General features: G+C 64.7%; 26 protein-coding genes. 25 read left to right on the forward strand and 1 reads right to left on the reverse strand.

All coding sequences use genetic code 11. The features are described from left to right. Nucleotides 1-28: 28 nt before the first annotated feature. The 16 genes from rplN (at nucleotide 29) to rplQ (ending at nucleotide 9,295) form a co-directional block, all read left to right on the forward strand. A complete protein-coding gene (gene rplN / locus QQK63_RS00935) occupies nucleotides 29-397 on the forward strand; it encodes a 50S ribosomal protein L14 (protein WP_107975769.1) in 369 nt (122 codons plus the stop codon). Beyond that, nucleotides 397-708: a 50S ribosomal protein L24 gene (gene rplX / locus QQK63_RS00940; protein ID WP_277826028.1), complete on the forward strand. Its 312-nt coding sequence runs from the start codon at nucleotides 397-399 to the stop codon at nucleotides 706-708. The genes rplN and rplX overlap by 1 nt, the downstream gene beginning before the upstream one ends. Further along, on the forward strand, nucleotides 701-1,261 hold the full coding sequence (gene rplE, locus QQK63_RS00945; protein WP_277826030.1) for a 50S ribosomal protein L5: 561 nt from the start codon (nucleotides 701-703) through the stop codon (nucleotides 1,259-1,261). The genes rplX and rplE overlap by 8 nt, the downstream gene beginning before the upstream one ends. Before the next feature lie 19 nt (nucleotides 1,262-1,280). Beyond that, nucleotides 1,281-1,586 carry a 30S ribosomal protein S14 gene (gene rpsN / locus QQK63_RS00950; RefSeq protein WP_277826032.1) on the forward strand — a complete coding sequence of 102 codons (306 nt, stop codon included), beginning with the start codon at nucleotides 1,281-1,283 and terminating at the stop codon, nucleotides 1,584-1,586. 12 nt (nucleotides 1,587-1,598) lie between these two features. After that, nucleotides 1,599-1,991 carry a 30S ribosomal protein S8 gene (gene rpsH / locus QQK63_RS00955; protein WP_277826034.1) on the forward strand — a complete coding sequence of 131 codons (393 nt, stop codon included), beginning with the start codon at nucleotides 1,599-1,601 and terminating at the stop codon, nucleotides 1,989-1,991. Between the two features lie 13 nt (nucleotides 1,992-2,004). After that, entirely contained in the window at nucleotides 2,005-2,538 is a 534-nt protein-coding gene (gene rplF, locus QQK63_RS00960) for a 50S ribosomal protein L6 (RefSeq protein ID WP_277826036.1), read from the forward strand. A gap of 11 nt (nucleotides 2,539-2,549) precedes the next feature. Further along, on the forward strand, nucleotides 2,550-2,909 hold the full coding sequence (gene rplR, locus QQK63_RS00965) for a 50S ribosomal protein L18 (RefSeq protein WP_277826038.1): 360 nt from the start codon (nucleotides 2,550-2,552) through the stop codon (nucleotides 2,907-2,909). A 204-nt stretch (nucleotides 2,910-3,113) separates the two neighbouring features. Then, on the forward strand, nucleotides 3,114-3,722 hold the full coding sequence (rpsE, locus tag QQK63_RS00970) for a 30S ribosomal protein S5 (RefSeq protein WP_277826040.1): 609 nt from the start codon (nucleotides 3,114-3,116) through the stop codon (nucleotides 3,720-3,722). A gap of 5 nt (nucleotides 3,723-3,727) precedes the next feature. Further along, nucleotides 3,728-3,916 carry a 50S ribosomal protein L30 gene (gene rpmD / locus QQK63_RS00975; RefSeq protein WP_277826042.1) on the forward strand — a complete coding sequence of 63 codons (189 nt, stop codon included), beginning with the start codon at nucleotides 3,728-3,730 and terminating at the stop codon, nucleotides 3,914-3,916. Nucleotides 3,917-4,041: 125 nt separating this feature from the next. After that, on the forward strand, nucleotides 4,042-4,515 hold the full coding sequence (gene rplO, locus QQK63_RS00980; RefSeq protein WP_277826044.1) for a 50S ribosomal protein L15: 474 nt from the start codon (nucleotides 4,042-4,044) through the stop codon (nucleotides 4,513-4,515). Nucleotides 4,516-4,646: 131 nt separating this feature from the next. Then, nucleotides 4,647-6,017: a preprotein translocase subunit SecY gene (secY, locus tag QQK63_RS00985; RefSeq protein WP_277826046.1), complete on the forward strand. Its 1,371-nt coding sequence runs from the start codon at nucleotides 4,647-4,649 to the stop codon at nucleotides 6,015-6,017. Nucleotides 6,018-6,019: 2 nt separating this feature from the next. Continuing rightward, on the forward strand, nucleotides 6,020-6,592 hold the full coding sequence (locus tag QQK63_RS00990; protein WP_277827759.1) for an adenylate kinase: 573 nt from the start codon (nucleotides 6,020-6,022) through the stop codon (nucleotides 6,590-6,592). Between the two features lie 226 nt (nucleotides 6,593-6,818). After that, nucleotides 6,819-7,187, forward strand: coding sequence for a 30S ribosomal protein S13 (gene rpsM / locus QQK63_RS00995; RefSeq protein WP_277826048.1), 369 nt, complete (start codon nucleotides 6,819-6,821; stop codon nucleotides 7,185-7,187). Between the two features lie 15 nt (nucleotides 7,188-7,202). After that, nucleotides 7,203-7,592, forward strand: coding sequence for a 30S ribosomal protein S11 (rpsK, locus tag QQK63_RS01000; RefSeq protein ID WP_277826050.1), 390 nt, complete (start codon nucleotides 7,203-7,205; stop codon nucleotides 7,590-7,592). Between the two features lie 115 nt (nucleotides 7,593-7,707). Then, complete coding sequence (locus tag QQK63_RS01005) at nucleotides 7,708-8,724, forward strand: DNA-directed RNA polymerase subunit alpha (protein WP_277826052.1); 1,017 nt, start codon at nucleotides 7,708-7,710, stop codon at nucleotides 8,722-8,724. A 148-nt stretch (nucleotides 8,725-8,872) separates the two neighbouring features. Then, complete coding sequence (gene rplQ / locus QQK63_RS01010) at nucleotides 8,873-9,295, forward strand: 50S ribosomal protein L17 (protein WP_277826054.1); 423 nt, start codon at nucleotides 8,873-8,875, stop codon at nucleotides 9,293-9,295. A gap of 96 nt (nucleotides 9,296-9,391) precedes the next feature. On the opposite strand, the gene QQK63_RS01015 is transcribed toward rplQ, so the two are convergent. Then, nucleotides 9,392-9,586, reverse strand: a complete 195-nt coding sequence (locus tag QQK63_RS01015; RefSeq protein WP_277826056.1) for a hypothetical protein — start codon at nucleotides 9,584-9,586, stop codon at nucleotides 9,392-9,394. Between the two features lie 93 nt (nucleotides 9,587-9,679). On the opposite strand from QQK63_RS01015, the gene QQK63_RS01020 reads away from it, so the two are divergent. The 9 genes from QQK63_RS01020 (at nucleotide 9,680) to QQK63_RS01060 (ending at nucleotide 17,846) form a co-directional block, all read left to right on the forward strand. Then, a complete protein-coding gene (locus QQK63_RS01020) occupies nucleotides 9,680-10,291 on the forward strand; it encodes a helix-turn-helix transcriptional regulator (RefSeq protein WP_277826058.1) in 612 nt (203 codons plus the stop codon). Between the two features lie 82 nt (nucleotides 10,292-10,373). Then, nucleotides 10,374-10,961 carry an acyl-homoserine-lactone synthase gene (locus QQK63_RS01025; RefSeq protein WP_277826060.1) on the forward strand — a complete coding sequence of 196 codons (588 nt, stop codon included), beginning with the start codon at nucleotides 10,374-10,376 and terminating at the stop codon, nucleotides 10,959-10,961. Between the two features lie 46 nt (nucleotides 10,962-11,007). Continuing rightward, a complete protein-coding gene (locus QQK63_RS01030; protein WP_277826062.1) occupies nucleotides 11,008-12,321 on the forward strand; it encodes a replication-associated recombination protein A in 1,314 nt (437 codons plus the stop codon). 122 nt (nucleotides 12,322-12,443) lie between these two features. Beyond that, complete coding sequence (crcB, locus tag QQK63_RS01035) at nucleotides 12,444-12,818, forward strand: fluoride efflux transporter CrcB (protein ID WP_277826064.1); 375 nt, start codon at nucleotides 12,444-12,446, stop codon at nucleotides 12,816-12,818. Beyond that, complete coding sequence (locus QQK63_RS01040; RefSeq protein WP_277826066.1) at nucleotides 12,815-13,858, forward strand: RluA family pseudouridine synthase; 1,044 nt, start codon at nucleotides 12,815-12,817, stop codon at nucleotides 13,856-13,858. Before crcB ends, QQK63_RS01040 begins: the two co-directional genes overlap by 4 nt. Continuing rightward, nucleotides 13,855-14,535, forward strand: coding sequence for an HAD-IA family hydrolase (locus QQK63_RS01045; protein WP_277826068.1), 681 nt, complete (start codon nucleotides 13,855-13,857; stop codon nucleotides 14,533-14,535). Before QQK63_RS01040 ends, QQK63_RS01045 begins: the two co-directional genes overlap by 4 nt. Then, nucleotides 14,532-15,254, forward strand: coding sequence for an ATP12 family chaperone protein (locus tag QQK63_RS01050; protein ID WP_277826070.1), 723 nt, complete (start codon nucleotides 14,532-14,534; stop codon nucleotides 15,252-15,254). Before QQK63_RS01045 ends, QQK63_RS01050 begins: the two co-directional genes overlap by 4 nt. A 229-nt stretch (nucleotides 15,255-15,483) precedes the next feature. Continuing rightward, entirely contained in the window at nucleotides 15,484-16,506 is a 1,023-nt protein-coding gene (locus tag QQK63_RS01055; protein WP_277826072.1) for an amino acid ABC transporter substrate-binding protein, read from the forward strand. Nucleotides 16,507-16,631: 125 nt separating this feature from the next. Beyond that, the gene (locus QQK63_RS01060) at nucleotides 16,632-17,846 is read left to right on the forward strand and encodes an amino acid ABC transporter permease (protein ID WP_277826074.1); all 1,215 of its coding nucleotides are present in this window, start codon (nucleotides 16,632-16,634) and stop codon (nucleotides 17,844-17,846) included.

Genomic DNA, 17,846 nt, shown 5'->3' on the forward strand with positions numbered 1-17,846 from the left:
GGCGGCCCCGGACGTCGGGAGAAACCAAATGATCCAGATGCAGACCAATCTGGATGTGGCTGACAATTCCGGTGCCCGGAAGGTTCAGTGCATCAAGGTCCTCGGCGGTTCCCACCGCCGGTACGCCTCGGTCGGCGACATCATCGTGGTGTCGGTGAAAGAGGCCATTCCGCGTGGCCGCGTGAAGAAGGGCGATGTCCGCAAGGCCGTCGTCGTGCGCACCGCCAAGGAAGTGCGCCGCGAAGATGGCACCGCCATCCGCTTCGACCGCAACGCCGCCGTCATCCTCAACAACAACAACGAGCCCGTCGGCACCCGTATCTTCGGGCCGGTGGTTCGTGAGCTGCGCGCGAAGAACTTCATGAAGATCATCTCGCTCGCGCCGGAGGTGCTGTAATGGCTGCCAAACTCCGCAAAGGTGACAAGGTCGTCGTGCTGGCCGGCAAGGACAAGGGCAAGCAGGGTGAAATCACCCGCGTCATGCCCGCCGAAGGCAAGGCCATCGTCGACGGCGTGAACATCGCCATCCGCCACACCAAGCAAAGCGCCTCGAGCCAGGGCGGCCGCATCCCTCAGGCGATGCCGATCGCGCTGTCGAACCTCGCGCTGCTGGACAAGAACGGCAAACCGACCCGCGTCGGCTTCAAGCTCGAAGACGGCAAGAAGCTGCGTGTCGCCAAGACCACGGGGGACGTGATCGATGCTTGATACCGCAACCTACACCCCGCGCCTCAAGACGCACTTCCGCGAGACGATCAAGCCCGCTCTCAAGGAAGAGTTCGCCTACAAGAACGACATGCAGATCCCGAAGCTCGAGAAAATCGTGCTGAACATCGGCTGCGGTGCGGAATCTGTACGCGACTCCAAGAAGGCGAAATCGGCGGTCGAAGATCTGACCACCATCGCCGGTCAGCAGGCTGTCGCCACCATCGCGAAAAAGTCGATCGCAGGCTTCCGCGTCCGCGAAGGCATGACGCTCGGCGCCAAGGTCACGCTCCGCGGCGACCGCATGTACGACTTCCTCGACCGCCTGATCACCGTCGCGATGCCCCGCATCCGCGACTTCCGTGGTGTGAAGCCGGCTTTCGACGGCCGCGGCAACTTTGCGATGGGGATCAAGGAACACATCGTGTTCCCCGAGATCAACTTCGACAAGGTCGACGAGGTCTGGGGCATCGACGTCATCATCGTCACGACCGCAAAGTCGGACGCCGAGGCGAAGTCGCTGCTCAAGCACTTCAACATGCCGTTCAACGCCTGACGCGAGAGGGAACAGACACATGGCAAAAGTCTCCATGGTGAACCGCGAACTCAAGCGTCAGAAGCTTGTGGCACAATACGCCACCAAGCGCGCGGCGCTCAAAGAGATCGCAAACGATGAATCCAAGCCGATGGAAGAACGCTTCAAGGCTCGCCTGAAACTGGCGAAGCTGCCGCGCAATTCCTCGCCCACCCGGCTGCACAACCGCTGCCAGCTCACCGGTCGCCCCAAGGCGTATTACCGCAAGCTGAAGATGTCGCGGATCATGCTGCGTGACCTGGCCTCGATGGGCCAGATCCCCGGCATGGTCAAGTCGAGCTGGTAAGGAGATCCGACGATGAACGATCCTATCGGCGATATGCTGACCCGCATCCGCAATGCGCAGATGCGTGGCAAGTCCACCGTCATGACCCCGGCCTCCCGGCAGCGCGCGCGCGTCCTGGATGTGCTGGCTGACGAGGGCTACATCCGCGGCTACGAGCCCGCGACCGACGCCAAGGGCCACCCGGCCTTTGAAATCAGCCTGAAGTACTACGAAGGCACGCCGGTCATCCGCGAGCTCAAGCGCGTCTCGAAACCCGGCCGCCGCGTCTATCTGGGCGTGGGCGACATTCCGCAGGTCCGTCAGGGCCTGGGCGTTTCCATCGTCTCCACGTCCAAGGGCGTGATGACCGATGCCACCGCCCGCGCGCAGAATGTCGGCGGCGAAGTGCTCTGCACCGTGTTCTGAGGAGGAACGGCTAATGTCTCGTATTGGGAAAAAACCGGTCGAGCTGCCGTCGGGGGTCTCCGCCTCCGTCTCCGGCCAGACCATCGAGGTCAAGGGGCCCAAGGGCACCCGCACCTTCACCGCAACCGACGATGTCACGCTGACGATCGCCGACAACGCCGTCTCTGTCGTGCCGCGTGGCAAGTCCAAGCGCGCCCGCCAGCAGTGGGGCATGTCCCGCTCGATGGTCGAGAACCTCGTCATCGGCGTGAGCCAGGGCTTCAAGAAAGAGCTCGAGATCCAGGGCGTGGGTTACCGCGCCAATGCTCAGGGCGCTGTCCTGAAACTGGCCCTCGGTTACAGCCACGACGTGGATTTCGCCGTTCCGGCGGGTGTCACCGTCACCACGCCCAAGAACACCGAAGTGGTGATCGAGGGCATCGACCAGCAGCTGGTCGGTCAGGTGGCCGCGAACATCCGCGAATGGCGCGCGCCCGAGCCCTACAAGGGCAAGGGTATCCGCTACAAGGGCGAGTACATCTTCCGCAAGGAAGGCAAGAAGAAGTAAGGGCGACGCACATGGCACTGAGCACCAGAGACCTGTTCCAGAAGCGCCGCCTGCGCAACCGGAACAAATTGCGCGCGATGGCAAACGGGCGTCCCCGCCTGTCGGTTCATCGTTCGAACAAGAACATCAGCGTCCAGCTGATCGACGACGCGAAAGGGGTCACGCTGGCCTCTGCCTCGTCGCTCGAAAAGGACCTGGGCGTTGTCGGCAAGAACAACGTGGAGGCCGCCAGCAAGGTGGGCGCCGCGATTGCCGAGCGGGCAAAGAAAGCCGGCGTCGAGGACGTGTACTTCGACCGCGGCGGCTTCCTCTTCCACGGCCGCATCAAGGCGCTTGCCGATGCAGCCCGCGAAGGCGGCCTGAAGTTCTGATCGGTTTGGTGGGCAGATTGCCCACCCTACCACACTGTCGGCGTAGGGTGGGCAATCTGCCCACCAAATCCGTACACCGACTTGCAAGGCGCACCCCCGGGCGCGTCTTCGATGACCGGGGAACCGCAGGGCTACGAGCCCAAGGTTCACCAAGGTTGACCCAACCGGCGCTCGCGAGCGCCCGACAAGACAAGGAAGTGCCACATGGCAGAACGTGAACAGCGTGATCGGGGCGAGCGTGGGGGCGATCAGCGCCGTGGCCGCCGCCGCGAAGAGCGCGAGGAAACCCCGGAATTCGCAGAACGCCTCGTGGCGATCAACCGCGTCTCCAAGACGGTGAAAGGCGGCAAGCGCTTCGGCTTTGCGGCACTCGTCGTTGTCGGCGATCAGCGCGGCCGCGTCGGCTTCGGCAAGGGCAAGGCGAAAGAAGTGCCCGAGGCGATCCGCAAGGCGACCGAACAGGCCCGCCGCCAGCTGATCCGCGTCCCCCTCAAGGAGGGCCGCACGCTGCACCACGACATGGAAGGCCATCATGGTGCCGGCCACGTCGTGATGCGTAGCGCAGGCGAAGGTACCGGTATCATCGCCGGTGGTCCGATGCGCGCCGTGTTCGAAATGCTGGGCGTCAAGGACGTGGTGGCCAAGTCCACCGGGTCGCAGAACCCCTACAACATGATCCGCGCCACGCTCGACGGGCTGAAAAAGGAAACCTCGCCCCGCCAGATCGCCGCACGCCGCGGCAAGAAGGTGGCCGACATCCTGCCCAAGCGCGACGGCGCTCCCGTCGCCGAAGCGGTCGCAGAGGAGGCCTGAGTTCCATGGCAAAGACCATTGTCGTCAAGCAGATCGGCAGCCCGATCCGCCGTCCTGCCGACCAGCGTGCCACGCTGATCGGGCTGGGCCTCAACAAGATGCACAAGACCCGCGAGCTTGAGGATACCCCATCGGTCCGCGGCATGATCCGCAAGATCCCGCATCTGGTCGAGATCATCGAGGAACGCGGCTGATACCGGCCGTGACCATCTGACAGGGGCAGGGCCCGACGCGGGCCCGCCCCATACCACCACCATCATATGCCGCGTCCCTGCCAGTTTCGCTTCAAGGCAGGTGTTCCGGCTCAAGGAGAAGCGACATGAAACTGCACGAACTTCGCGACAATCCCGGCGCCGCCAAAAAGGCCAAGCGCGTCGCCCGCGGCCCCGGCTCGGGCAAGGGCAAGACCGCCGGCCGCGGTATCAAGGGTCAGAAATCCCGCTCGGGTGTGGCGATCAACGCCTACGAAGGCGGCCAGATGCCCCTCTACCAGCGTCTGCCCAAGCGCGGCTTCAACAAGCCCAACCGCAAGGCTTTCGCCGTCGTCAACCTCGGCCTGATCCAGAAATTCGTGGACGAGGGCAAGATCGACGCCTCCGCCCCCATCACCGAGGATGCGCTGGTCGCCTCCGGTCTGGTGCGTCGCAAGCTCGACGGCATCCGCGTTCTGGCCAAGGGTGATGTCACCGCCAAGCTGAGGCTCAATGTCACGGGCGCCTCCAAATCCGCGGTCGAGGCCGTGGCCAAGGCGGGCGGCACCCTGACCGTCGCTCAGGCAGCAGCGGCAGAGTAACACCGGGTAGGGGGGCTGCGGCCCCCCGACGCTTGTGGGCGGTTCGCAATCCGCCTACATAACCCATCAAGTCTTACGCGCCGCAGGATCGCCCATCGGTCCGGCGGCGCATTGCCCATCAGAGAGGCGGCATGGCATCAGCAGCGGAGCAAATGGCCGCGAACATGAGCTGGGGCGCGTTCGGCAAAGCGACCGAACTGCGTCAGCGCATCTGGTTCACCCTCGGCCTTCTGATCATCTACCGCATCGGCACCTATATTCCCGTGCCCGGTATCGACGGCGTCGAATTGCGCGCCTTCTTCGATCAGGCGGCGGCGGGTCTTGGCGGCGTCCTGAACATGTTCACGGGCGGCGCGCTCAGCCGGATGGGCGTCTTCGCGCTCGGCATCATGCCCTATATCTCGGCCTCGATCATCGTGCAGCTCATGGCGGCAATGGTTCCCGCTCTCGAGCAGCTCAAGAAAGAGGGCGAACAGGGCCGCAAGAAACTCAACCAATACACCCGCTACGGCACCGTGGCGCTTGCGACCGCGCAGGCTTACGGCCTTGCCGTCAGCATGGAGGCGGGCGGCCTTGCTTCCGATCCGGGTTGGTTCTTCCGCGCGGCCTGCGTCATCACGCTGGTCGGTGGCACCATGTTCCTGATGTGGCTGGGCGAACAGATCACCCAGCGCGGCATCGGCAACGGTATCTCGCTCATCATCTTCGTGGGCATCATCGCCGAGATCCCGGCAGCGCTTGCGCAATTCTTCGAATCCGGCCGCTCCGGCGCGCTGACGACCCCCGCCGTTCTGGGTGTGATCGTCATGCTGGTCGCGACGCTCTTCTTCGTCGTGTTCATGGAACGCAGCCTGCGCAAGATCCACATCCAGTATCCGCGCCGTCAGGTGGGGATGAAGGTCTATGACGGCGGCTCCAGCCACCTGCCCGTCAAGGTGAACCCCGCAGGCGTCATTCCCGCGATCTTCGCCTCCTCGCTCCTGCTTCTGCCGACCACGCTGACCACCTTCTCGGGTGGTGAGGCGGCGGGTCCGGTCATGTCCTGGGTTCTGGCGAATTTCGGCCCCGGTCAGCCGCTCTACCTGCTGTTCTTCGGCGGCATGATCGTGTTCTTCACCTATTTCTACACGCTCAACGTCTCCTTCAAGACGGATGACGTGGCCGACAACCTCAAGAACCAGAATGGCTTCATCCCGGGCATCCGTCCCGGCAAGAAGACCTCCGAGTATCTGGAATACGTGGTCAATCGTATCCTCGTGCTCGGCTCGGCCTATCTGGCGCTTGTGGTGCTTCTGCCCGAAATGGTGCGCACGAACCTTGCCATCACGGCCTATTTCGGCGGCACCTCCATCCTGATCATCGTCTCGGTCGGCATGGATACCGTGCAGCAGATCCAGAGCCACCTTCTGGCCCATCAGTACGAGGGCCTGATCGAGAAATCCCAGCTGCGTGGCCGCAAGTCCGGCACCCGCAAGCCGGCCAAGGGACCGCAGCGTCGATGAGCGTGAACATCATCCTTCTCGGACCGCCCGGCGCGGGCAAAGGCACCCAGGCGGGGCTCTTGACCAAGTCGCGCGGCATGGTCCAGCTCTCCACCGGCGACATGCTGCGCGAGGCGCAGGCTTCGGGCAGCGAGATGGGCAAGATCGTGGCCGAGGTCATGGCCAAGGGTCAGCTCGTCACCGACGAGATCGTCATCGGCCTGATCCGCGAGAAACTGGCGCAGGGCGGCTCTGGCTTCATCTTCGACGGTTTCCCCCGCACGCTGGCGCAGGCCGACGCGCTTGGCGCGCTTCTGGCCGAGATGGGGCAGGGGCTTCACGCCGCGATCGAGTTGCAGGTGAATGACGAGGTGCTCGTCGACCGCATCGTCGGGCGCGCCGAAGAGGCCCGCGCCGCAGGCAAGCCCGTCCGCGCCGACGACAATGCCGAAAGCCTCAAGACCCGTCTGATGGCCTATTACAAGCAGACCTCGCCGCTCGTGGGCTATTACCACGCCAAGGGCCTGCTCAAGGGTGTCGACGGCCTCGCGCCCATCGATGATGTCGCCGCCCAGATCGACGCGCTTCTCGGCTGACGCCGCGCGTCGATTTCTCTTGACAGACCGGGGCCTGCAGACCTTGACGCCCCGCCCGATTGCGCCTACACGGCGGCTTCCCTCCGGGAATCATGAGCGGTGCAGGCCTATGGGCCCAATCCCTTCGACCTGAAAGATCGGGTCCTTCGGCCATCACGGCCAAGGGCCTGTTGTTGTGAAAAAAGGGCCTGGCATCACGGGCTCGCAACGAAAAGGACTGACGACCTTGGCACGTATCGCAGGGGTGAACATCCCCACGTCCAAGCGCGTTCCCATCGCGCTCACCTATATCGCGGGCATCGGCCACGCCTCGGCCAAGCAGATCTGCGACGCCGTCGGCATCGACCAGACCCGCCGCGTCAACCAGCTGTCTGACGCCGAAGTGCTCCAGATCCGCGAGCATATCGACGCCAACTTCACTGTCGAAGGCGACCTGCGCCGCGAAGTTCAGATGAACATCAAGCGTCTGATGGACCTCGGCTGCTACCGCGGCCTGCGTCATCGCCGCAACCTGCCCGTGCGCGGTCAGCGCACCCACACCAACGCACGCACGCGCAAAGGCCCCGCAAAGGCCATCGCCGGCAAGAAGAAGTAAGGGAGGGCTGGTTCAATGGCACGCGATCGTCGTCCCGCCAAGCGCAAGGTTTCCAAGAACATCGCCGCTGGCGTTGCTCATGTGAATTCCTCGTTCAACAACACCAAGATCCTGATCTCCGACGTGCAGGGCAACGCCATTTCGTGGTCGTCCGCCGGCACGATGGGTTTCAAGGGCAGCCGCAAGTCGACCCCCTTCGCCGCTCAGATGGCCGCCGAAGATGCGGGCCGCAAGGCACAGGAACACGGCGTCAAGACCCTCGAGGTCGAGGTTCAGGGCCCCGGTTCGGGCCGTGAAAGCGCGCTGCGCGCTCTGGCCGCTGCGGGCTTCCAGATCACGTCGATCCGCGACGTGACGCCGATGGCTCACAACGGCTGCCGTCCGCCCAAGCGCCGTCGCGTCTGAGGCATATCGTTTTTCCCCGGCGGGCTGCGCGACCGATTGCGCGGCTCGCTGACGTCATTTTGATCCTCGAGCGTGTCGGGGCTGGATCGCCCGGACACAAGAATGGAGGCGACGCATGATCCACAAGAATTGGCAGGAACTCATCAAACCGGCGCAGCTGGTCGTCCAGCCCGGCACCGATCCCGCGCGCAAGGCCACCGTCGTGGCCGAACCGCTGGAGCGGGGCTTTGGCCTGACGCTCGGAAATGCCCTGCGCCGCGTGCTGATGAGCTCGCTGCAGGGCGCGGCCATCACCAGCGTCCAGATCGACGGTGTGCTGCACGAGTTTTCCAGTGTCGCGGGCGTCCGTGAGGATGTCACCGACATCGTCCTGAACCTCAAGGGCGTCGCGATCCGCATGGAGGTCGATGGCCCCAAGCGTCTCTCGGTTTCGGCCAAGGGTCCGCGCGTCGTGACGGCGGGCGACATCTCCGAAAGTGCGGGCATCGAGATCCTGAACAAGGATCACGTGATCTGCCACCTCGACGATGGGGCGAATCTCTACATGGAACTGACGGTCAACACCGGCAAGGGCTATGTCTCCGCCGACAAGAACCGCCCCGAGGATGCGCCCATCGGCCTGATGCCGATCGACGCGATCTATTCCCCGGTCAAGAAAGTGTCCTATGACGTGCAGCCCACCCGCGAGGGGCAGGTGCTCGACTATGACAAGCTGACGCTCAAGCTCGAAACCGATGGCTCGATCTCGCCCGATGACGCCGTGGCCTATGCCGCCCGCATCCTGCAAGACCAGCTGTCGATCTTCGTGAACTTCGACGAGCCCGAGGCCGCAGGCCGCGCGGATGATGACGACGATCTCGAATTCAACCCGCTCCTCCTCAAGAAGGTGGACGAGCTGGAATTGTCGGTGCGTTCGGCCAACTGCCTGAAGAACGACAACATCGTCTATATCGGCGACCTGATCCAGAAAACCGAAGCCGAGATGCTCCGCACCCCGAACTTCGGCCGCAAGTCGCTCAACGAGATCAAGGAAGTGCTTTCGGGCATGGGCCTGCATCTCGGGATGGACATCGTCGATTGGCCGCCAGACAATATCGAGGAACTGGCCAAGAAGTACGAAGACAACTTCTGAGAGGTGGGCAAGATTGCCCACCCTACGGGCCACGTCTCGTAGGGTGGGCGATCCGCCCACCGATCTACCCGGGCAATACCGCCCCAATAGGTGAGAGGCCTGCACGCACGGGCCTCCGGACAAAGCAAAATGTGAACGGAGATAGACCATGCGTCACGCCCGCGGATACCGCCGCCTGAACCGGACCCACGAACATCGCAAGGCGATGTTCGCCAACATGTCCGGCTCGCTCATCGAACACGAACAGATCAAGACGACCCTGCCCAAGGCCAAGGAATTGCGCCGGGTCATCGAAAAGCTGGTGACGCTCGCAAAGCGCGGCGACCTGCATGCGCGCCGTCAGGCCGCGGCCCAGCTCAAGCAGGACATGCATGTCGAAAAGCTTTTCGACGTTCTCGGCCCCCGCTACGCCGAGCGTCAGGGCGGCTATGTCCGCGTCCTCAAGGCCGGCTTCCGCTACGGTGACATGGCGCCCATGGCGATCATCGAATTCGTCGACCGCGACGTCGACGCCAAGGGTGCCGCCGACCGCGCCCGCCTCGAAGCAGAAGAGGTTGTGGAAGAGGCCTGAGGCCTCCCACGCGCCTCGCGCCCGAAAATCCTCGACGCCTCGGCATAATGCCGGGGCGTCTTGCGTTTGGATGCAGGCTTTGGACCGTAACCGGCGTCAGCTTTCGGGATTGCCCGGCTTGGCAGCGGCCACCGGGGGCTCGGCCATCGCCACAGGCGTTCCCCGCGACAAGGCATCGGCCGGCGGCACCGCAAACGGCCCCTGTCCGATATATTCGAGAAGGTCTTTGCGCGCCCGTGCCGGCAACTGCATGAGACGCGCAAAAAGATCCGGGTCGATCTTCTTGTCCACCAGCCTCACCCATAAAAGGTCCGATGAAAGAATACGGTTGACCGGATTCAAGACAACCTGTCTAAAAGTCCATGTACATTTAGTCATTTTGTCATGTCCAAAGCGCCAGTTCTTGATCTTTTGTTGCACGAGTTAGCGCTTGCCGCGCCGGGCGGTTTCGCTGTCGGTCTGCATATCCGCTACGTCTCGCCCCTCATCATGGTGAACACCTATCCCGAGGCCTGGCAGGAGGTTTACACCGCCAAGCTCTACGGTCTGCGCGATCCCACGCTTGCTTGGGGTCTAAGCCATTCCGGCACCCGCCGCTGGTCCCAGATCGGCCTGCCCGATCCCTTCTCCATCCTGCCCGAGGCCGCCAGCTACGGCCTCGTCTACGGCATGATCGCCTCCATCGGTCCGATGTCCTCGCGCACCATCGCGGGCGCGGCCCGCGCCGACCGCGAATTCACCGATGACGAAATGGCCCATGTCCACAGGATCGTGCAGCGCATGCACGACCTGTCCGAGCCGCCCGCGCGCTTGTCGCGTGCGCAGGCCGACGCCCTGAAATGCATCGCGGAAGGGGACCGCCATGCCGCTGCCGCCGCTCGCCTCGGCATATCCGAAAGCGCCTTCAAGGCGCGCCTGACCTCGGCCAGGCAAAAACTGATGGCCCGCACCACGGCCGAAGCCGTGCAAAGAGCCCGGGAATACGGATTGATCTGAGGCCGCACCGCTCGCCGCCGCATGACCGGCCCCGCCGCGATGGTCACGACATCGCGCCAATCCTTTTGCCTTGGGGGCCACCATGCAGATGACGACCCTGTCCTTCACCAATTTCCACCAGCACGGGCCGCTTTTCGCCAACATGCTGAAAGCACGCCACCGCACCTTCGTCGATGGCATGAACTGGGATCTTCCCAGCGCCGATGGGATGGAATTCGATCAATATGACACTGCCCAAAGCCGCTGGGTCTGCGTCCATCAGGGCGACAGGGTGCTGGCGGGGCTCCGGCTCACGCCCACCACCGCGCGCTGCGGTGTCTATTCCTACATGGTCCGCGACGCGCAGCGCGGGCTCCTGTCCTCCATCCCCGCCAACCTGCTCGACGATCCCGCCCCCATCGCGCCCCATATCTGGGATGCGAACCGCCTGTTCGTGGCCGAAGGCGTGGAAACCGACATCCGCCATCAGGTCCAGCTGTCGCTCATGGGTCATATGGTCCGCTCGGCCCGCGCACTCGGGGCCTCGACGCTGATCGGCCTTCTGCCCATCGCGATCCCGCGTCTCGGCCGCCGCCTCGGCATCGACATGGACCCGGCCGGCCCGGTGATGAAGATCGGCGGCGTGGCCCATCGCTGCTTCTTCGTCTCCATGGCCTCCAAGATGCACTGATCCTCCGCTCTGGCGTCCGTCTCGTCGCGGGCGTAGCTTGCGCGGCATGGATCTGTTCGACACGCCACAGCCTGAAAAGGACCAAAGGCCCGCGGGCCCCCGCCCCTTGGCCGACCGGCTGCGCCCCACGCGGCTGGTCGATGTCATCGGGCAAGATCACCTCCTCGGCCCCGATGGCGCGCTGCGGGTTATGCTGGATGCGGGTGCGCTCACCTCCCTCATCCTCTGGGGTCCGCCCGGCGTGGGCAAGACCACCATCGCCCGCCTTCTGGCGCAGGAAACGCAGCTTCATTTCGTCCAGATCAGCGCGATCTTCACCGGCGTTCCCGATCTGCGCAAAGTCTTCGAGGCGGCGAAACTGCGCCATGCGAACGGGCAGGGGACACTCCTCTTCGTCGACGAGATCCACCGCTTCAACAAGGCGCAGCAGGACGGCTTCTTGCCCCATATGGAGGATGGAACGATCCTTCTGGTCGGCGCCACGACCGAGAACCCCAGTTTCGAGTTGAACGCCGCGCTCATGTCCCGCGCACAGGTGCTGGTGCTGAACCGGCTGGACGAGGCCGCCCTCGAAAAGCTCGCAGCCCATGCCGAACTGGAGCTTCACCACCCGCTCCCCCTCCGTCCCGAGGCGCGCGCCGCGCTGATCTCCATGGCCGATGGCGACGGGCGCGCGCTTCTCAACCTCGTCGAACAGGTCGCCGCCTGGAAGGTCGAGGGACAGTTGACCGCCGATCAGCTGGGCCAACGCCTGCAACGCCGCGCCGCCCAATACGACAAATCGGGCGAGGCGCATTACAACCTGATTTCCGCACTCCACAAATCCGTGCGCGGCTCCGACCCAGATGCCGCGCTCTACTGGTTCGCCCGGATGCTCGAAGGCGGCGAAGATCCTCGCTACCTCGCCCGCCGCCTCACCCGCATGGCGGTGGAGGATATCGCGCTGGCCGATCCAGCCGCCCAACGCCACTGCCTCGACGCCTGGGCCACTTACGAACGCTTGGGCAGTCCCGAAGGCGAACTGGCGCTGGCCGGGGCCGTGATCTACCTCGCCCTCGCCCCCAAATCGAACGCGGCCTACGTCGCCTACAAGGCGGCGCGGGCCAGCGCCCGCTCCACCGGCTCCGAACCGCCGCCCAAGCATATCCTGAACGCGCCCACCAAGATGATGAAGGATCAGGGCTACGGCGCGGGCTATGCCTATGACCACGACGCCGAAGACGGGTTTTCCGGGCAGAACTATTTCCCCGACACCATGTCGCGCCCGTCCTTCTACGCCCCCGTCGAACGCGGCTATGAACGCGACCTGAAAAAACGTCTCGACTGGTTCGAGGGCCTGCGCGCCAAACGCAAGGGCTAGGCCGTTTTCCTGCAGGAAAACGAAAGGGAAAACTGCAGTTTTCCCACTCGAAAAACTGCAGTTTTTCGCCTTTCCCCTCCCACCCATTGACTCCGCCTCCCGCCCGACCCATGCACCCGCCCATGACCGCGATCCTCCAAGTGGCCCTTGGCGGCGCCCTCGGTGCCGTGCTCCGATACCTCACCGGCATCGGCCTGATCCGGCTGTTCGGCCACACGCCCATGCCCTTGGGCGTGCTCACGGTGAACATCCTCGGCTCGCTTGCCATGGGCCTGTTCATCACCGCCGCCGCCCAACGCGGCCTGACCCACCTGTCGCCGCTTGTGGCCACCGGCATCCTTGGCGGCTTCACCACCTTCTCCGCCTTCTCGCTCGAGGCGGTCACGCTTTACGAACGCGGCGCACTGGGCCTTGCGGCCCTCTATGTCCTCGCCAATGTCACCCTCTCCATCGCGGCGCTTTTCGCCGGAATGGCCCTAGCGCGGAGCTTCGCATGACCGGCGTCCAGACCCTGACCGTGGCGACGGGCGAGGGCGGACAGCGCCTCGACCGTTGGTTCCGCCGCCAATTCCCCCATATCCCGCAGGGCCGCATCGAAAAGATGTGCCGCAAGGGCGAGATCCGCATCGACGGCGCCCGCGCCAAACCCGCCACAAGGGTGGAGGAGGGGCAGGCGATCCGCATTCCGCCCCTTCCCGACACCGACGCGCCCGAGGCGCCCGCAAAACCCCGCATCTCGGATGCCGACGCGCAGATGATGCGCGCCGCCGTGATCTACCGCGACGACCACATCATCGCGCTGAACAAGCCTGCGGGCCTGCCCACGCAGGGCGGATCGGGCCACACCCGCCATGTCGACGGTCTGGCCGAGGCGCTGATCTTCGACGCCGCCGACAAACCCCGCCTCGTCCACCGCCTCGACAAGGACACGTCCGGCGTCCTCCTGCTCGCCCGCAGCCGTCAGGCCGCGCAGGCGCTGACCGAAGCCTTCCGCGCCAAATCCACCCGCAAGATCTACTGGGCCGCCACCGCCGGTGTCCCCAGCCCCCGGATGGGCACGATCAAGACCGGCCTCGTCAAGGCACCGGGCCGCGGCGCGGGCGGGGAGGGGGAAAAGATGCTCACCATCCCGCTCGATCAGGTCGACGCGACCGATGGCGCGAAACGGGCCGTCACCGATTACGCCACGCTCTCGGCCTTGGGCACCCGCACCGCATGGGTGGCGCTCGTCCCCGTCACGGGCCGCACCCACCAGCTGCGCGCGCACATGGCGGCACTGGGCAACCCGGTGGTGGGCGACGGCAAATACGGCGGCTCCGGGCAGGAAAACCTCGGCGATGGCTGGGGCGCGCAGCTGGGCGGCGAAATCAGCCGCAAGCTGCACCTCCACGCCCGCTCGATCGCCATGGTCCATCCCGTGACCGGCGCGCGGCTGATGATCACCGCACCCCTGCCGCCGCATATGCAAAAGACTTGGGATGCGATGGAATGGCGCCCCGCCGATGTTCCCGTCGATCCGTTCGAGGACGAGGAATGACCGAGCTTCGTCTTGTTATCTTCGATGTCGACGGCACGCTGATCGACAGTCAGGCCCATATCCTCGCCGCGATGGGCGCGGCCTTTGCCGCCCATGACCTGCCCGCGCCAGCCCGCGCCGACACGCTCTCGATCGTGGGCCTGTCCCTGCCGGTCGCCATCGCGCGTCTTGCCCCGGACCTGCCCGATCACCACGACAGCCTTGTCGCCGCCTACAAGGATGCCTTCGCGCGCCTCCGCCTCTCGCCCGAGGGTGCGGCGCTGTCGCCGCTCTTTCCCGGCGCGCGCGCGGCGCTCGACGATCTGGCGGGGCAGGATCACACGCTCCTTGCCATCGCCACCGGCAAATCGCGGCGCGGCCTCGACCATATCCTCGACCTGCACGGGCTGCGCGGCCTGTTCCAATCCGTGCAGGTCGCCGACGATCATCCCTCCAAACCGCACCCCTCCATGATCCACGCCTGCCTGCGCGACACCGGCGTCGATGCCCGCCGCGCGGCGATCATCGGCGACACGACCTTCGACATCGACATGGGCCGCGCCGCCGGCGTCCACGCTATCGGGGTAACCTGGGGCTATCACCCGGCCGATGCGCTGACCCGCGCCGGGGCCGACGCCCTGATCGACGATTTCGCCGCCCTTCCCGAAACGCTCGACCGACTGGGGGTGCCTGCATGACCGGCGGATGGAAGGCCAAACGCTTCTGGACCGATGTCTCCATCATCGAAACCGATGGCGGCTTCGGCGTTCTGCTCGACACCCGCCGCGTCCAGACCCCCGGCAAAAAGCCCCTGATCGTGCCGACCGAATCCATGGCGCAGGCCATCGCCGCCGAATGGGCGGCCCAAGAGGGTGAGATCAGACCCCTCACCATGCCCGTCACCCGCGCCGCCAATTCCGCCATCGAACGCGTCCGCCCGCAAAAGCCCGAAGTTGCGGCGATGCTTGCGGCCTATGGCGAAACCGACCTGACCTGCCACCGCGCCGCATCCCCCGCCGAACTCGCCGCCCGTCAGGCGCAGGGCTGGGACCCGGTCCTTGCCTGGGCCGCCGACACGCTCGGCGCGCCGCTCGTACCCACCGCCGGCGTCCTGCCCGTGCCCCAGCCCGCGGCCAGCCTCGACGCGCTCCTCGCGCATGTCGCGGCCGTCGACGAATTCCGCCTGACCGCGCTCCATGATCTGGTGACGCTCTCGGGGTCGATCCTGCTCGGGCTTGCGGTGGCCCACCGCCACCTTGCCCCGGACACCGCTTGGTCGCTCTCCCGAATCGATGAGGATTGGCAGATCGAGCAATGGGGCGAGGACGAAGAGGCCTCCGAGGCTGCCGCCTTCAAGCGTGCGCAGTTTCTGCAGGCCGATGTTTTCTGGTCGATATGCGAACCGCCGAAAGCCTGAGATCGGCCTTCTTCCGGAAAATGCAGTCATTTCAGGCGATGCGATGCTTTTTTGGGCAAATTTCCCGCCTTACCCATGGGAAACTTCGCCCGTTTCGCTTGACCTCTTGCGTTCACTTCGCCCATTTTGGCAGCGGTTGAGGGGCAAATGTCTCTCGCAGACCGACGACCCGCCCCTAGGGCAACCAAAAACCAATGCCCAAAGGGCAGTCCTTCAGGAAGAGGTTAACATGAAGAAATCCGTATTCTTGGGCACGCTCGCCGTTGCCGGCCTCGCAGCCGGTATCGCGTCGGCCCAAACCACGCTGGAACAGGTGCAGGCTCGCGGCACGCTTCTGTGCGGCTCGAACGAGGGCCTCGCAGGCTTCGCCGCGCCCGACGCCAACGGCGTCTGGTCGGGCTTCGACGTCTCGCTGTGCCGTGCTGTGGCAACCGCCGTTCTGGGCGATCCGCAGGCCGTTGAATTCGTCCCGCTGACCAGCCAGACCCGCTTCACCGCACTCGCCGCTGGCGAAGTCGACGTTCTGGTCCGCAACTCCACCTGGACCTTCTCGCGCGACACCGACCTCGCCCTCGATTTCGTGGGTGTGAACTACTACGACGGCCAGGGCTTCATGGTGAACACCGCGCTCGGCGTGTCCTCGGCAACCGAGCTTGATGGCGCCACCGTCTGCATCCAGACCGGCACCACCACCGAACTCAACCTCGCTGACTTCTTCCGCGTGAACAACATCAGCTACGAGCCGGTTCCGGTCGCCACCAATGCCGAAGGCCAGCAGCAGTACCTCGCCGGCGCTTGCGACGTCTACACCACCGACGTCTCCGGCCTCGCGGCAACCCGCGCAACCTTCGAAGACGCGGCATCGCACGTGATCCTTCCGGAAATCGTGTCCAAGGAACCGCTTGGTCCCGTCGTCCGTCACGGTGACAGCGAGTGGGGCGATATCGTCCGCTGGACGCTGAACGCCCTGATCGCAGCCGAAGAATACGGCGTGACCTCGGCCAACGTCCGTGAACTGGCCGCAGCACCCACCGCCAACCCGGAAATCAACCGTCTCCTGGGCACCGAAGGTGAACTGGGCGCGATGATCGGCCTGTCGAATGACTGGGCTGTCAACGTGATCGCGGCTGTCGGTAACTACGGCGAAGTGTTCGAGCAGAACATCGGCGAAAACACCCCCGTTGGTCTGGCGCGCGGCCTGAACGCGCAGTGGACCGATGGCGGCCTGCTGTACTCGCCGCCCTTCCGCTGATCGGGCGCCGATCTTGGGCCCGGGCATGATTGCCCGGGCCTTTTTCCAAGAAATCTCGTGACATTCATCACGCCTGTCTGCCCGGTTCGCCGGAACGGAACAGCCATATCTGATGTGGAGTGCGCATGGCCGATCTGACCGCCCCTCCCCGCGAATCCTTCCGTCTCAGCCAGTTGCTGTACGATGCGCGGTATCGCTCCCTGACCATTCAGGTCGTGGCGGCAATCCTGATCATGCTCTTGCTGGTCGAACTGGTGAACAACACCGTCACCAACCTCGCCGCGCTCGGCAAGGATATCGACTTCGGCTTCCTCGGCACCACCGCCGGGTATGACATCAACCAGCAGATCATTCCCTTCTCGTCGCAAGACACCCATGCCCGCGCCGCTCTGGTGGGCATCCTCAACACGCTGCTCGTGGCCGTCCTAGGCTGCATCCTCGCCACGGTGATCGGCGTCCTTGCGGGCGTCCTGCGCCTGTCCAAGAACTGGCTCGTGGCCCGCATCATGACCGTCTACGTCGAGGCGATGCGCAACACGCCGCTCCTGATCTGGATCTACATCGTCTTCGCCGTGATGACCGAGGCGACACCCCTGCCGCGCGATTTCCGCGAGGGGGGCAGTTCCTCGATGATCTTCTGGGACAGCGTCGCCATCACCAACCGGGGCGTCTACCTCCCCGCTCCCGTCTGGGGGGCTGGCTCGGGTATCGTCGTCGCCATCTTCCTCTTGTCGATTGCCGCGATCTTCGTCCTGCGCAGCTATGCCCGCAAAAAGCAGGAACAGACCGGTCAGCAATTGCCTGTCCTCTGGATGTCGCTCGGTCTCTTGATCGTTCCCGCGCTGCTGGCCTTCTTCGTGATGGGTCGCCCCATCACGCTCCAGTATCCCGAGCTTGGCGGCTTCAACTTCGAGGGCGGCATTCAGGTCCGCAACTCCTTCATCGCGCTCTGGCTGGCGCTCTCGCTCTATACCTCCGCCTTCATCGCCGAGATCGTCCGCTCGGGCATCCTCGCCGTGTCCAAGGGGCAGACCGAGGCCGCCTTCGCGCTGGGCATCCAGCCCAACCGCACGATGCAGCTGATCATCCTGCCGCAGGCGCTGCGCGTGATCATCCCGCCGCTGATCTCGCAATACCTGAACCTGACCAAGAACTCCTCGCTCGCCATCGCGGTGGGCTACATGGACGTCCGCTCGACGCTGGGCGGCATCACCATCAACCAGACCGGGCGCGAGCTCGAGGGGATGCTGCTTCTGGGGCTGTTCTACCTCATCACCAGCCTCATCATCTCGAGCCTGATGAACGTCTACAATTCCAGCGTCAAACTGAAGGAGCGCTGA

Source organism: Roseicyclus marinus (genome assembly GCF_030163795.1).
Classification (GTDB): Bacteria; Pseudomonadota; Alphaproteobacteria; order Rhodobacterales; family Rhodobacteraceae; genus Roseicyclus; species Roseicyclus marinus.

Bases quoted from the DNA above. Each gene is read 5' to 3' on its own strand.
- QQK63_RS01045 (WP_277826068.1), top strand. From the start codon at position 13,855: ATGACCGAGCTTCGTCTTGTTATCTTCGATGTCGACGGCACGCTGATC.
- rpsN (WP_277826032.1), top strand. From the start codon at position 1,281: ATGGCAAAAGTCTCCATGGTGAACCGCGAACTCAAGCGTCAGAAGCTT.
- QQK63_RS01005 (WP_277826052.1), top strand. From the start codon at position 7,708: ATGATCCACAAGAATTGGCAGGAACTCATCAAACCGGCGCAGCTGGTC.
- rpsH (WP_277826034.1), top strand. From the start codon at position 1,599: ATGAACGATCCTATCGGCGATATGCTGACCCGCATCCGCAATGCGCAG.
- crcB (WP_277826064.1), top strand. From the start codon at position 12,444: ATGACCGCGATCCTCCAAGTGGCCCTTGGCGGCGCCCTCGGTGCCGTG.
- QQK63_RS01020 (WP_277826058.1), top strand. From the start codon at position 9,680: ATGTCCAAAGCGCCAGTTCTTGATCTTTTGTTGCACGAGTTAGCGCTT.
- rplF (WP_277826036.1), top strand. From the start codon at position 2,005: ATGTCTCGTATTGGGAAAAAACCGGTCGAGCTGCCGTCGGGGGTCTCC.
- QQK63_RS01050 (WP_277826070.1), top strand. From the start codon at position 14,532: ATGACCGGCGGATGGAAGGCCAAACGCTTCTGGACCGATGTCTCCATC.
- secY (WP_277826046.1), top strand. From the start codon at position 4,647: ATGGCATCAGCAGCGGAGCAAATGGCCGCGAACATGAGCTGGGGCGCG.
- rplR (WP_277826038.1), top strand. From the start codon at position 2,550: ATGGCACTGAGCACCAGAGACCTGTTCCAGAAGCGCCGCCTGCGCAAC.
- rplN (WP_107975769.1), top strand. From the start codon at position 29: ATGATCCAGATGCAGACCAATCTGGATGTGGCTGACAATTCCGGTGCC.
- QQK63_RS01025 (WP_277826060.1), top strand. From the start codon at position 10,374: ATGCAGATGACGACCCTGTCCTTCACCAATTTCCACCAGCACGGGCCG.
- QQK63_RS01060 (WP_277826074.1), top strand. From the start codon at position 16,632: ATGGCCGATCTGACCGCCCCTCCCCGCGAATCCTTCCGTCTCAGCCAG.
- rpmD (WP_277826042.1), top strand. From the start codon at position 3,728: ATGGCAAAGACCATTGTCGTCAAGCAGATCGGCAGCCCGATCCGCCGT.
- QQK63_RS01055 (WP_277826072.1), top strand. From the start codon at position 15,484: ATGAAGAAATCCGTATTCTTGGGCACGCTCGCCGTTGCCGGCCTCGCA.
- QQK63_RS01030 (WP_277826062.1), top strand. From the start codon at position 11,008: ATGGATCTGTTCGACACGCCACAGCCTGAAAAGGACCAAAGGCCCGCG.
- QQK63_RS01040 (WP_277826066.1), top strand. From the start codon at position 12,815: ATGACCGGCGTCCAGACCCTGACCGTGGCGACGGGCGAGGGCGGACAG.
- rpsE (WP_277826040.1), top strand. From the start codon at position 3,114: ATGGCAGAACGTGAACAGCGTGATCGGGGCGAGCGTGGGGGCGATCAG.
- rplO (WP_277826044.1), top strand. From the start codon at position 4,042: ATGAAACTGCACGAACTTCGCGACAATCCCGGCGCCGCCAAAAAGGCC.
- rplE (WP_277826030.1), top strand. From the start codon at position 701: ATGCTTGATACCGCAACCTACACCCCGCGCCTCAAGACGCACTTCCGC.
- rpsK (WP_277826050.1), top strand. From the start codon at position 7,203: ATGGCACGCGATCGTCGTCCCGCCAAGCGCAAGGTTTCCAAGAACATC.
- rplQ (WP_277826054.1), top strand. From the start codon at position 8,873: ATGCGTCACGCCCGCGGATACCGCCGCCTGAACCGGACCCACGAACAT.
- rplX (WP_277826028.1), top strand. From the start codon at position 397: ATGGCTGCCAAACTCCGCAAAGGTGACAAGGTCGTCGTGCTGGCCGGC.